Here is a 12,707-nt window from a genome sequence, read left to right on the forward strand (position 1 = left end):
AGGAAAAAGAATAGTGAAGTTGGGAACTCAAATTGCTGGAAAAAACTCAGCCTTAACTGATCCCTGATCCCCCTCTTAACCAATAACCCTTAACTAATCGACACCCATTACCTATCTTCTTTCACTTTGTAGATGAAATTACCTGCACCAACTCTACCATATACATCGACTCCCTCTATACTGATTTGCATGCTATTTGGCCTGTCGGCATTGTAGAATTCTATAGTTACCTTTCCTTCTTCGTCTGTTTGTACAGAAGCTTGCCAAAAAATAGTTTCGCGCAAGTCGGGCACTGGGCTTTTCGTTTTTTCTGGGGTATCATAAATAGGAGAGTAAAACTCTCGATCGTAATTAGTGTAGAGCGTTAGAAATCTGTGTTTTCTAAAAACAGGCTTATAAATAATTTTATCGTCTTTGGTATTGATCCTGACGATGGGCATGTCACCTCTTGGGTGGCTTTCTCTAACCGATATGGACTCGAGATTGGAAAAATCTATAGTCTCAAATGTTTTTTTGATTTGAAGATCCATTGGGCTTGGTCTTGCCTTTTTGATATATGGAATCTCATAACAATTTAAAAATACTCTAAACGGAGAAAAAACACCTAAAGGCTTAAATGTTGATAACAGTGCATCCTCACCCAGAGTTGTATAAGAACGCTTCCCTTGAAACATAACATCTCCATACCCTTTTACTTTATCACTTACCTGCATTATCCATCCCGATATTTCGCCCGTGGTCATATCAATTTCATCAGCCATTTTAGTGACCCAGGGTTCTTGAAAATGATAGTCTCTGAGCTCACATTCAGAGTCTTGTTGCCTGTTGCCAATAACTACTACAGAGTTGAGCATAAGTATGCTGTTGAACCTGTCTTTTGGAAGCTTATACTCTTTAAGAAAAAGCTCAATATTTCCATATGGGTGCTGCCAGGCAAATTTATCTGCTGTATTTTTAAATAGCGTCATAGCAGTCTTCGAGGCTGATTCGTCTAACATAACGCTGAATCTATCCTTCGGGCCTTCTGTGGGTGCGGTAATCAAAAAAGAATCTCCCTTATTTTTCAAGTAGAGAGAGGGTACTTGGAAAAGGCCTTCTTCATTTGTAGCTATTTTTAGTGGAGTGTAACCCTTGAATGCAATAATCGACATTGGCTTGCCTATAGCCATTTTTCTCTTGCTATTATTATTGAGCACCGTGCCACTTATTCCTTCGGGGTCATTCAAAATAGTGGGCACAAATCTTCTCCATCCGTGGGTGAGTGTCACAAGGTCTAGCGCTTTTTCGGCCCTAGGGTCATCGGTAAAGTAAAAGTTAGGCGTGGGCACGGTTCCCCGAAGTTCAGAAGTCAACAAGATATTGGCCATCAAGTTAGGCTGTCCATCCATTGTACCAAACGTTCGGTCCTTGTCGATAACAGCAATAGAGAAACTGGCCTTAACTGGCGTTCCGTCCTTGTCGCTTGCCACAATTGTTGCCTTCACCTTTTCCCTTGCAGAATAATCTTGTTGGTCAGTTTCTACCTTAAAGTTCAAATCTACTCTGCTACCAGTAAATACCAGTCTCTCTGCCAATGGCTCACCTTGGTCAGAATAAATGGTAACCCTCGCTAGCCCCGGAGAAAGGGACTCGGTTGGTAGTTCGAAAAACTGCCTTGCCAAAAGCACTACCTTTTTACTCGCAGATACATTGTCAAACTGGCTTAGTTCAACACTGACTGAGGAACCCACCATAGCCGGAGAGGGAAGAATTTTAAGCATATGACCAATGCCTTCCTTTCTGGAAAGTGATATAGCAATTCCTTCAGGTTTAGGCATGGGTAAAGTATATAGCGTATCAGGCAACCCAATCACTTTTACTGCATAATCTTGAAGGCTGGGGGTAATAGTAAAACTGCCCATGCCCTGATAAAAAGAAGCAATGGAATCCATAAATCTACCTTCGCCATCGAGCAAAAGCCCTTTGAAACTAAAGGCTGAGCCATCAGAAGTACTTGCTTTAAAGGCTACCTTATTGTCTTGGCCTAGAATCATTTCTCCCCCTTCGGGAAAGAATTGCAAGTCTACTTTAGGTTGCTCTGCCTCAATGGGTAAGGTGTACTGAATATCCCGATCACCACTGCCTTCATTACTTTTTATATGCAGGTAAAGCTCTTTCCCCCAATCAAAATTCTTAATCGAAACACTTGATTTGCCATTTTCATCAGTTTTTTCTCTGCCTCGTTCTACCCGTTCTTTATCTGACCATAGTTCATAGGTAAAGTTGGTTTTGGGTAAGCGTTTTTCTCCAGAAGTAGTGTAAACATCAAAGGAAAATGCTTCGCCTCTTTTCTGTGGAATAATATTTTGATAAGCCCTGAGCTCAAATTCGTCTACCAGTGCCTCACGAACTAAAATCTCTTTGGAGAAAATCTGGTCGTTTGGACTGCCAATCATTTTTCCGCTGATGGCCAAAATATTGTATTTACCTTCTAGCTTTGGAGCGACAAAAAATCCTGAAGAAGTACCATCAAAAACAGGGATTGATCTGTCAATTATTTTTTCGCCAGCAGTAGAAAGCATAAAGAGCTTAAGTGAAATGCTTTGGTCAGAAGGCATATTGGAAGCATCAAAAACATAAGCCTTAAACCAAACAGTATCTTCAGGAGCATAAATAGATCTGTCAGTGGTCAGGTGAGTTTTTTCAATCACTTGGGCATTGGCGATAGGCACCAGTACAAACAAAAAAAACAAAATCCTGAGTAAGTATGACATCTAAGCAGATTAAGCAGGATAAAGTTAATAATTTTAATGATTTGGCTTTTTCACTTTGTAAGCGCTGATTTCTTCCTTACCCAGGGTGGGTAGTTGTTAGGGAGGAGTGATCAGTGGGTCAGTAAAATAGTTGATCAGGGAATCAGGAAATTAGTTAGGGGTTATAAGTAACTTTCCTTATAAAATTCGAGTTCTATATTTCCACAAATATTGAAGAACAAAAGTTAAGAAAACTGGTACAGGCTGGGAATCATTCAAACTCCTGACCCCTGATTCCCCGATTAACTGATTTCCTCTTTCCCAATAACTCTTTACCTCTTAACTAATCACCCCTTAACCAATAACTCCTAACCCTTAACTTTTATCGATAGATAAGAAAGTACATTCCCAAAATGATCAAGCTGCTCAAGTGTGTCGTCTAGAATTTCTTTTCCGTTCATTCTGGCAATCAGTAGACCCAAAATACCATTAAGGCAAGCTTGAATGGGGTCGTTAATTAAGCCATTGGACTCAACAATAGAAGCACGAATAGCAGGGCGGGCACGATTGAAAATTGCACGATAGTTTTCGTCATTTACCTGGAGCTGTAAACTAAGGTCGGAAAGGCGTTTTACTTCCTCCTGAACAAAACTCAGGTGGCCTTCGCGCTCTAGTTCTTCTTCCTTCATTTGAGCAATTATGACTTTGTACCACTCGGTCAATTCCGCTTTTCCTTCCGCATTTAAGCTTTCTTCGGGAATATTCTTTACCACATGGTTCTCAATCTTTTGAATATCGAACTCAAAATTTCGAACCAACATTTCGGTTTGGTACATGTAAACGATGTATTCCGATAGGTTCTGTCTCTTTTTCTTGTCTGCCAATAACATAGTGCAAAATTAATGGTTATCCCCACAAAGCAAATGCATCATAATTTTCTATTTTTGCACTTCTTTTAAAAACTATGGAGAGAATCAGGAATTTCTGTATTATCGCACACATCGACCACGGTAAGAGTACTTTGGCCGATCGTCTACTTCAGTTCACTGGAACGGTTGGCGATCGCGACATGCAGAATCAGTTGTTGGACAACATGGACTTGGAACGTGAACGTGGTATTACTATCAAGAGTCACGCAATCCAAATGAAATATATGCATAAGGGCGAGGAATATACCCTCAACCTTATCGACACCCCCGGACACGTGGATTTTTCATATGAAGTATCTCGATCAATTGCTGCCTGCGAAGGCGCTTTGCTTATTGTCGATGCTTCTCAGGGTGTGGAGGCGCAAACCATTTCTAACCTTTATTTGGCTTTGAATCACGACCTGGAGATTATTCCAGTGCTCAATAAAATAGATTTACCGGGCGCCATGCCTGAAGAAATGACGGATCAGGTGGTAGAGCTTATCGGCTGCGATCCCGAAGACGTCATCAGAGCAAGTGGGAAAGAAGGTTTGGGTATCGAAGATATTTTAACAGCCATTGTTGAGAAAATTCCAGCCCCAAAAGGCGACCCGAATGAGCCTTTGAGAGCGATGATCTTCGATTCAGTGTTCAACTCTTTTAGAGGGATCGAAGTAATTTTCCGTGTTTTTGACGGTACAATCAAAAAGGGAGATAAGATTAAGTTCGTGAATACGGATAAGATCTATAATGCCGATGAAATTGGTGTGTTGAAGCTAAAACAACAGCCAGAAAAAGAAATTAGCGCAGGAAATGTGGGTTACCTCATTTCAGGCATTAAAGTGGCCAAGGAAGTGAAAGTGGGTGATACCATCACTCATCCAGATCGACCAACCACCAAAATTATTAAAGGCTTTGAAGATGTGAAGCCAATGGTTTTCGCGGGTATTTATCCTGTAGAAACTTCTGAATTCGAAGAATTGAGGGCTTCCATGGAAAAGCTTCAATTGAATGATGCTTCCTTGGTTTGGGAACCTGAAACTTCTGCCGCTTTGGGCTTTGGTTTCCGTTGTGGTTTCTTGGGAATGCTACATTTAGAGATTATTCAGGAAAGATTGGAACGTGAATTTGACATGACGGTAATCACTACCGTTCCTTCAGTTCAGTTTCACGCAGTAAGAACGGATGGATCGATTCTTAAAATTAATGCACCATCTGAAATGCCTGATGCATCTTCCATTTCTCATTTGGAAGAGCCATTTATTCGTGCTCAAATCATTTCTAAGTCTGAATATGTGGGTGGAATCATCAGTTTATGTATGGACAAAAGGGGCTTGATTAAAAATCAGGTATACCTCACCAGCGATAGGGTTGAATTGAGTTTTGAAATGCCTTTGGCTGAAATCGTTTTCGATTTCTTCGATAAGCTCAAGACGATTTCCCGCGGTTATGCATCGCTTGATTATGAGTTGATTGGTTTCCGCCAGTCTACTATGGTGAAGTTGGATATTATGCTCAACGGAGAAAAAGTAGATGCACTTTCGGCCATTGTACATAAAGACAAAGCCTATGATTGGGGAAAAAGACTCTGTGAGAAATTGCAGGAGTTGATTCCACGCCAAATGTTTGAAATTGCTATTCAGGCCTCCATTGGTACCAAGATTATTGCAAGAGAATCGGTGAAAGCTTTGCGTAAAAACGTATTGGCGAAATGTTATGGTGGTGATATTTCCAGAAAGCGTAAGCTCTTGGAGAAACAGAAAAAAGGTAAGAAAAGAATGCGCCAGGTAGGTAATGTGGAAATTCCACAAGAAGCCTTTATGGCGGTGCTTAAGTTAGATTAGTAGTGCTTAGTTGTTAGTTGATAGTGCTCGGTGCTAAGTTATGGGGAATGAGAACAGACAATATTATGATTTGGATGTTTGGAAAGAAGCTCGAAAGCTTGTTTCTGTTATCTATGATTTGTCTAGGCTATTTCCTGATGAAGAAAAGTATGCACTGACTTCGCAAATAAGAAGAGCAGCAATATCAGTTCCTCTAATATTGCCGAAGGGATTGGAAGACAACATACAACCGAGCGAATTCAATATATGTATATTTCTCGTGGCTCATTATATGAGATAGAAACGCAATTATTTCTGGCACTAGATCAAAATTATATTGTTCAACAAGATTTGGATACATTGATAACTCAAATCACAAGTTGTAAGAAGCTTATACAAGGCTACATTAATTATTTGAAGAAGTAAACCGTGCACTGAGCACAAAAAACCATTTACCAGATGCAATTATTGGATGGAAAAGGGACGGCTCAATCCATAAAAGATGAGTTGAAAGAAAAAGTAGCACAGATAAAGGCTGAAGGAGGTAAAGTCCCTCATTTGGCTGCTGTTTTGGTGGGTAATGATGGTGCAAGCCAAACTTACGTAAACGCCAAAGTAAAAGCCTGCGAGCAAATCGGCTTTGGCTCTACTTTGATTCATCTGTCTGAAGAGACTTCTGAAGCTGAGGTTCTGGCTACTGTTCAAAAATTGAATGATGATCCTGAAATTGATGGCTTTATCGTTCAAGTGCCGCTTCCAAAACAAATTGATGAGCAAAAAGTAGTGGAGGCCATTCTTCCAAATAAAGATGTGGACGGATTCCACCCAGTGAACTTGGGTAAAATGCTTTTGGGTATACCAACACTTCTACCTGCTACACCAAAAGGAATGATGCTTTTGCTAGAACGCAACGGCATTGAGACTTCAGGAAAACATTGTGTGGTAATTGGCCGAAGCAATACGGTGGGAACGCCTATCAGTGTATTGATGTCTAGAAATGGCAACCCAGGAAATGCTACGGTAACCCTTTGCCACAGCCGAACCAAAAACTTGGCTGAAATAACAAAACAAGCCGATATTCTGATCGTTGCCATTGGTAAGGAAGGCTTTGTTTCTGCTGATATGGTAAAAGAAGGAGCAACCGTAATCGATGTTGGAATTCATAGAGTTCCATCTGATCAAACCAAGTCGGGCTTTAAGTTGAAAGGGGATGTAAAGTTTGATGAAGTAGCACCAAAGTGTGAGTTCATTACACCAGTGCCCGGTGGCGTTGGACCAATGACTATCGCGTCATTACTTTGGAACACATACCTTACTTCTCAAAAATTAGTTTAACCGCCTCGAAGTCATCCTGTCCCGAGTGTTCGGGATCAGGATCCGTCAATCAGGCCTTGCAGTTTCAACTCCTGCTTTAAAAAATTGGAATGTCAAAAACAAAGGAAATCATACAGCTTCCTATAATGGAAGCTTTTTATACCATTCAGGGAGAAGGTCATTTCTCCGGAAATTCAGCATATTTTATTCGATTGGGCGGCTGCGATGTTGGTTGCGTTTGGTGCGATGTGAAAGATTCTTGGGACGCCAGCCAATGGCCAAAAGAATCGGTGGAGGAAATCGTTGCTAAAGCTTCGGCTCACCCAGGTCGTTTGGCCGTGGTGACGGGCGGAGAGCCTTTGATGTATGATATGACTGACCTGACGAATCAATTGCATGCGGCAGGTTTTCAAACGAATATTGAAACTTCTGGTGCGCATCCGCTTTCTGGCAATTGGGATTGGTTGTGTTTTTCTCCCAAGAAATTTAAAGCCCCAAAAGAAGAGTTTTATGCGGAAGCCGATGAGCTCAAAGTCATTATTTACAATAAAAGCGACTTTAAGTGGGCGGAAGGCCACGCTGCGAAAATGAACAAGGATTGTTTATTGTACATGCAGCCAGAATGGGATCAGTCGGAGAAAATGCTGCCCGAAATTATTGAGTACGTAAAAAATAACCCCAAGTGGAAAATATCTTTACAGACTCATAAGTTTATGAATATACCGTAGTTTAGCTATTTGAGGTTTTTCATTATCATATCCCTTCTGTTTTGTGTTCTTCTGGCCAACGGCCAAGAAGAGGATAAACTTCATACCCGAAATAAAAAAGCCATTGAGCTGTATAAAGAGGCGCAATCGCTTGATCACGTTGGCAATTACTATAAGTCATACAACCTTTTGCTCGAAGCCTTAAAGCGCGATAATAGTTTTGATGAAGCCGTCTTGCTTACGCATCAGGTCTTGATCAAGAGGGGAGAGCTTGAAAAAGCGCTTAAACTTTACGATGAATTTGTACAGGGCGTTGATCAACAATTCAAAAATAGAATGCTGGCCGATGCCGCTTATGCCTTGTTTTCTGAAGGGAAATATGAACAAGCCAAAGGCCTGAAAGATCAGATTGAGGGCAGAGTGGAGGGCTTAGATGATGCACTTTTTGAAATCGTCACTTCCTCTATTGATTATGCCATTCAAGGGAGTACCAATCCACGAAATATCGATTTTGAAAAGCTTCCGGCTCCTATTAATAATCGCCCACAACAATACTTCCCTTCCATTACGGCTGCTGGTCTTTTGGTATATACAGTGCGCGATAATTACGGCAGGGGTGATGAAAACCTTTTCTTTAGCCAGAAGGAGGGCGATGCATGGAGCCAACCGCTGGAGATTTCTAAGAAAATTAATTCAGAAAGAAACGAAGGAACTGCTTCCATTTCGGCTGACGGAAACACTTTGGTGTACACCGCTTGCAATGCGCCAGATGGCCTTGGTAGTTGTGATTTGTACATCAGTTATAGAGAAGGAAATGACTGGTCGAAGCCCAGAAATTTAGGAAAGACAGTGAATACACTTCATTGGGAGTCGCAACCCTCGCTTTCTCAAGATGGGCGTGAACTCTACTTTGTCAGCGCCCGACCCAATGGCGAAGGCGGACAAGACATTTGGAAGTCGACCAAACAGAATGGGAAATGGATGGAAGCCGTGAACTTGGGGCCAAGCATCAACACGCGCTTCGATGATTGCTCTCCTTATATTCACCTCAATGGTGTCAATTTGTTTTTTGCTTCACGTGGCAGATTGGGTTTTGGCGGTTATGATTTATACGGAACAGAACAGGTCGGTCAGGGCGAATGGTCTGAACCAAGGAACTTGGGTTATCCCATCAATAATCACAGAAATCAGGTGGGCTATACCATCAGCATTGACGGTTGGGCCTATTACAGCGACAACCTTTTCGATGGTACTTCGAGCTTGTACCGGTTTAAACTGCCAAACGATTTAATCCCGAAGCAGTTGGTGGATTACAAACGAGGAATAGTGCTCAGTTCGGCAGATAGCACACCACTTTTCTCTGAAATCTATGTGGCCGATATCGCCAAAGATTCCATTCGATCACGTACCTATTCCGATTTTGAAAGTGGTCGTTTTAACTTGGTTTTACCGCAAGTAGAAGATGCCAATCTGTATGTGAAAAAGAGAGGTTATCTGCTGTATAAAGAAGAAGTGGATGTGCTATGGAAAAGCGGAAATGAAGCCGCAATCTATCTTCGACCTATGAAAAAAGGCGAGAAGGTAATTTTAAATGACATTTTGTTCGAACTGAACAGCGCTGAACTCAGTACGAAGGCCACCAAGGAGCTGGATATCGTAGTTGATTTCATCAGGGATAACCCTGAAATCATAGTAGAAATTGGCGGCCATACCGACACCTCAGGAGAGGAAGGATACAATATGAATTTATCAACCGAAAGGGCAAAATCAGTGCTTAACTACTTTATTAAAAAGGGTTTGCTGAAGGAGGCTTTTGTCTATAAGGGTTACGGGGAAAGCAAACCCATTGAAGCGGGAATTTCTCCCAAAAACCGCAGAATCGAAATCTCGATTCTAGACATTAAATAAGGCCTTTGGCTAAAGTTATTTGTTCTGAAATAAGTCGGTCGCTACTTGTTTCGAAGCTTTCAACTTATCATTAACTTTGAACATGCAAGAATTGAAAATCGGAATCATAAAAGAAGGTAAAGTGCCAGTAGACAGGCGCGTACCGGTTACCCCAACTCAAGTTGAAACGCTATTGAATACTTATGATAATGTGACTGTACATTGTCAGCGAAGCGATATTCGTTGTTTCGAAGATTCGGAATATCAACAAGCGGGAGCCATTATGGTGGACGATGTATCTGATTGCGATGTTATTTTAGGTGTAAAGGAAGTGCCTGTTGAAATGCTGGCCGATGGGAAAACCCATTTCTTTTTCTCGCATACCATGAAAAAGCAAGAGTACAACCGAGGCTTGCTTCAAACCATTCTTGAAAAACAAATCAGACTGATTGACTGGGAGTGTCTTACCAACCTGCAACATCAAAGGTTAATCGCTTTTGGTCGCTATGCGGGAATTGTTGGTGCCTATAATGGAATTCTGACTTACGGAAAACGATATAACCTTTTTCACCTGCGCCCTGCTAATGAGTGCTTCGACTTGGAAGACATGCAGAAGGAGTATGCCAAGGTGAAACTCCCTGCCATAAAAATTATATTGACTGGTGGAGGTCGAGTTTCAAAAGGTGCCATGGAAGTGCTTTTCGGAATGAAAATCAGAAAGGTGAGTCCAGTTGAGTTTCTATCAGAATATTTCAACGAGCCTGTATATACCCAACTCAATACCAGAGATTATAACCAGCGCATTGATGGCGGCTCTTTTAGCAGAGATGAGTTTTATCAGAATCCAGCGAATTACGAGTCGAGCTTTGGCCAATATGCTAGAAAGGCCGATGTGCTGATTGCTGGTGCCTTTTGGGACCCCAAAGCCCCTACGCTTTTTACCAAGGAAGATGCCAACAGAAGTGAATTTATGATTCGTGTAATTGCAGACATCACTTGTGATATTGAAGGTTCAATTCCTTCTACCATTCGACCAAGTACGATTGCCGACCCCGTTTATGACTATAACCCAAGCGATAACAAGGAAGAGCCTGCTTTTGCCGATGAGGGGAACATTACAGTGATGGCGGTGGATAATTTGCCTTGCGAATTGCCTAGAAATGCTTCTGAAGATTTCGGGAAGGAATTTCTTAGGCATATTTTGCCCAACCTTGTGGGTGACGACAAAGATCAAATTATTGGAAGGGCGACCATTTGCCAGAATGGTAAACTGATGCCTGATTACGCATACCTCCAAGATTTTGTAGATGGACATTAATCATTACCTAGAGCACACCAACCTTAAGCCGACCATTACCGCAAACGACATTGATCGTTTGGTGGCTGAGGCTAAAGCGCATCAGTTGTTTGGGGTTTGTGTTCCTCCGTTTTGGGTGAAAAAAGTAGCTCGTGAAATTGGTACTGCCGATATTCAGTTGGTGACAGTGATTGGTTTTCCTTTGGGGTACCAAATGACAGAAGCCAAAGTAACCGAAATTGAAAAAGCCATTGAAAACGGTGCCAATGAATTGGATATCGTCATGAATATTTCAGCCTTTAAAACGGGTTTGCCTTGGACGAAAATAGAACTGGCCAAATGCGCTAAAATCATTCATGAAGCCGATTGCCTAATGAAGGTAATCATTGAAACGGCTTACTTGACCAATGAAGAAATTGTGTTGGCCTCTAAACTTTGTGCCGATGCGGGAACCGACTTTGTAAAAACCTCTACGGGTTTTTCTGGCGCAGGCGCCAAAGTAGAACACATAGAACTGATGCGTAAAAGTTTGCCTTCGAACGTAGGCTTAAAAGCTTCTGGAGGCATTAAAATCTTGGCGGACGCTCAAGCCCTCATCAATGCCGGAGCCGATAGATTAGGCGTTTCCTCCGCAGTTTCCATTATGGAAGAATACTATGCAAGCCAAAAGAATTAAGGTAATAGGTAAAGTGCAAGGCGTCTATTTTCGAGTTTCAACCCAAGAGCAAGCAAAGCGGCTTGGCATCAAAGGTTGGTGTAAGAATGAACCAGACGGATCTGTTTTAATTATAGCCGAGGGTTCTGAAGAAAACTTAAATGCTTTGGTGAACTGGTGCCATCATGGTCCCTCCAACGCCAGTGTTGAAAAGGTACTTGTAGAAAGTATTGAAGCGAGTGGGTTTGAGGGCTTTGAAATAAAGCGGTAAGTGTTTGTGCGCTTTTTCGCTTACTAGTTCGCACTTTCAGTGCGGGCTGATCTTATAGCTCTCTATCTCAAAAAAACAACGAGGTTACGAAAGCCGGATTTTCTGTTCTTTTCTAATTGATGTACTTCAAGTACATTGCAAAATAGGTACTCGCCACAGGCAAGCACCAGTTACGGTAGTGGGCATTGAGAGCTATTGAGGTTGTTGTAATACTTTTTTACTGCTTCTTTTAGTATTTACCAGCTTTACAAATAAAGTTATTATTTCAAAGACCTTATCTTTCCAATCTTCACAAAACTCTGAGATTGGAGTGTACTTGTGAGTATCTCCTTTGTGACCAGTAATAAAATTTGGGAGGTCATCTTTATTAGTGACAATTTTCCAAGCTGTATGCGATGGGTATTCCCTAAGGTCATTTCGTATTTGCTCAAAGTCCCATTTGCCTTCACTTGGCACTAAGTTATCTATTACTTTGTACTTATTGTTTAGCTGTACAGCTCCACTTAATTCCCCCATATGGTGAATTATATTTCTGTAAGGATATAAATTTTTGAGTGTCCATTCATACCACTTGTCAAGTTCAGCATTGAATCCATCTGTTTCGAGACTTTGTTTAACTTTATCGATGAAATTTGATTTATGAATTGATAGGTTTGAACCTTTTAAACCAAGCTGTAAAAAGTGATTCGTCCAAGTCGCAATCATATCAGTACAACCCAAACACTGATTAGTAAATACCTCAAGATTGTAAGAGCTTTTTTGAATGTGGCTTTTGTCCGCTTTTACATCACCTAATGATTGAAGGATTCGCCAAAACTTCGTAGTAATATTATGTGTGTAACCACTATCCATCATGACGGTTAGTTTGGAGGAATTATCAAAAGTTATTTCTGTAAATGGACTTCTATCAAAATAGCCTTTCAACTCTTTGAGATTGTTGTCATATTGAAGTGCTTCGTGTACTGCTGAGTCCATTTTTCTATTATATCTAACGTCATGTATGCACCACGTTTGTGGTGTATATATCTCCTGTAAGAGATAAAAACTTCCTTATAGCGTGTAAATAATAAGAGGGGTTGGGTAAGTCTGATCTCATATGCAGTGTTTTGCTTT

At 41.2% G+C, this 12,707-nt stretch carries 10 protein-coding genes and 1 pseudogene; 8 read left to right on the forward strand and 3 right to left on the reverse strand.

The genetic code is table 11. From position 1 onward, the window contains the following. Nucleotides 1-107: 107 nt before the first annotated feature. Complete coding sequence (locus AWN68_RS17590; RefSeq protein WP_068418776.1) at nucleotides 108-2,753, reverse strand: hypothetical protein; 2,646 nt, start codon at nucleotides 2,751-2,753, stop codon at nucleotides 108-110. A gap of 347 nt (nucleotides 2,754-3,100) precedes the next feature. After that, complete coding sequence (locus tag AWN68_RS17595) at nucleotides 3,101-3,622, reverse strand: DUF4924 family protein (RefSeq protein WP_068418780.1); 522 nt, start codon at nucleotides 3,620-3,622, stop codon at nucleotides 3,101-3,103. A 74-nt stretch (nucleotides 3,623-3,696) separates the two neighbouring features. Here AWN68_RS17595 and lepA point away from each other — a divergent pair, with 74 nt between their 5' ends. From lepA to AWN68_RS17635, 8 genes and pseudogenes are all read left to right on the forward strand, one after another. After that, nucleotides 3,697-5,484 carry a translation elongation factor 4 gene (lepA, locus tag AWN68_RS17600; protein ID WP_068418783.1) on the forward strand — a complete coding sequence of 596 codons (1,788 nt, stop codon included), beginning with the start codon at nucleotides 3,697-3,699 and terminating at the stop codon, nucleotides 5,482-5,484. Between the two features lie 40 nt (nucleotides 5,485-5,524). Then, nucleotides 5,525-5,889 (forward strand): annotated as a pseudogene (locus AWN68_RS17605) (four helix bundle protein). 33 nt (nucleotides 5,890-5,922) lie between these two features. Continuing rightward, a complete protein-coding gene (folD, locus tag AWN68_RS17610; protein WP_068418786.1) occupies nucleotides 5,923-6,798 on the forward strand; it encodes a bifunctional methylenetetrahydrofolate dehydrogenase/methenyltetrahydrofolate cyclohydrolase FolD in 876 nt (291 codons plus the stop codon). Between the two features lie 89 nt (nucleotides 6,799-6,887). Next, nucleotides 6,888-7,505 carry a 7-carboxy-7-deazaguanine synthase QueE gene (locus tag AWN68_RS17615; RefSeq protein ID WP_068418788.1) on the forward strand — a complete coding sequence of 206 codons (618 nt, stop codon included), beginning with the start codon at nucleotides 6,888-6,890 and terminating at the stop codon, nucleotides 7,503-7,505. Nucleotides 7,506-7,514: 9 nt separating this feature from the next. Beyond that, a complete protein-coding gene (locus tag AWN68_RS17620; protein ID WP_068418791.1) occupies nucleotides 7,515-9,392 on the forward strand; it encodes an OmpA family protein in 1,878 nt (625 codons plus the stop codon). Nucleotides 9,393-9,474: 82 nt separating this feature from the next. Beyond that, nucleotides 9,475-10,689 carry an NAD(P)-dependent oxidoreductase gene (locus tag AWN68_RS17625; protein ID WP_068418794.1) on the forward strand — a complete coding sequence of 405 codons (1,215 nt, stop codon included), beginning with the start codon at nucleotides 9,475-9,477 and terminating at the stop codon, nucleotides 10,687-10,689. Further along, nucleotides 10,679-11,344: a deoxyribose-phosphate aldolase gene (gene deoC, locus AWN68_RS17630; RefSeq protein WP_068418797.1), complete on the forward strand. Its 666-nt coding sequence runs from the start codon at nucleotides 10,679-10,681 to the stop codon at nucleotides 11,342-11,344. The genes AWN68_RS17625 and deoC overlap by 11 nt, the downstream gene beginning before the upstream one ends. Then, complete coding sequence (locus AWN68_RS17635) at nucleotides 11,325-11,594, forward strand: acylphosphatase (protein ID WP_068418801.1); 270 nt, start codon at nucleotides 11,325-11,327, stop codon at nucleotides 11,592-11,594. The genes deoC and AWN68_RS17635 overlap by 20 nt, the downstream gene beginning before the upstream one ends. Before the next feature lie 192 nt (nucleotides 11,595-11,786). Here the strand turns inward: AWN68_RS17635 and AWN68_RS17640 are convergent, their stop codons facing one another. Continuing rightward, nucleotides 11,787-12,569 (reverse strand): hypothetical protein, encoded by a 783-nt coding sequence (locus AWN68_RS17640; protein WP_068418804.1) that lies wholly within the window; start codon nucleotides 12,567-12,569, stop codon nucleotides 11,787-11,789. Between the last annotated feature and the right edge of the window lie 138 nt (nucleotides 12,570-12,707).

The organism is Roseivirga echinicomitans, from assembly GCF_001592935.1.
Taxonomy (GTDB): Bacteria; Bacteroidota; Bacteroidia; order Cytophagales; family Cyclobacteriaceae; genus Roseivirga; species Roseivirga echinicomitans.

Coding starts and splice junctions, on each gene's coding strand:
- AWN68_RS17640 (WP_068418804.1), bottom strand. CDS start 12,569: ATGGACTCAGCAGTACACGAAGCACTTCAATATGACAACAATCTCAAA.
- AWN68_RS17590 (WP_068418776.1), bottom strand. CDS start 2,753: ATGTCATACTTACTCAGGATTTTGTTTTTTTTGTTTGTACTGGTGCCT.
- AWN68_RS17625 (WP_068418794.1), top strand. CDS start 9,475: ATGCAAGAATTGAAAATCGGAATCATAAAAGAAGGTAAAGTGCCAGTA.
- deoC (WP_068418797.1), top strand. CDS start 10,679: ATGGACATTAATCATTACCTAGAGCACACCAACCTTAAGCCGACCATT.
- AWN68_RS17615 (WP_068418788.1), top strand. CDS start 6,888: ATGTCAAAAACAAAGGAAATCATACAGCTTCCTATAATGGAAGCTTTT.
- AWN68_RS17635 (WP_068418801.1), top strand. CDS start 11,325: ATGCAAGCCAAAAGAATTAAGGTAATAGGTAAAGTGCAAGGCGTCTAT.
- AWN68_RS17595 (WP_068418780.1), bottom strand. CDS start 3,622: ATGTTATTGGCAGACAAGAAAAAGAGACAGAACCTATCGGAATACATC.
- folD (WP_068418786.1), top strand. CDS start 5,923: ATGCAATTATTGGATGGAAAAGGGACGGCTCAATCCATAAAAGATGAG.
- lepA (WP_068418783.1), top strand. CDS start 3,697: ATGGAGAGAATCAGGAATTTCTGTATTATCGCACACATCGACCACGGT.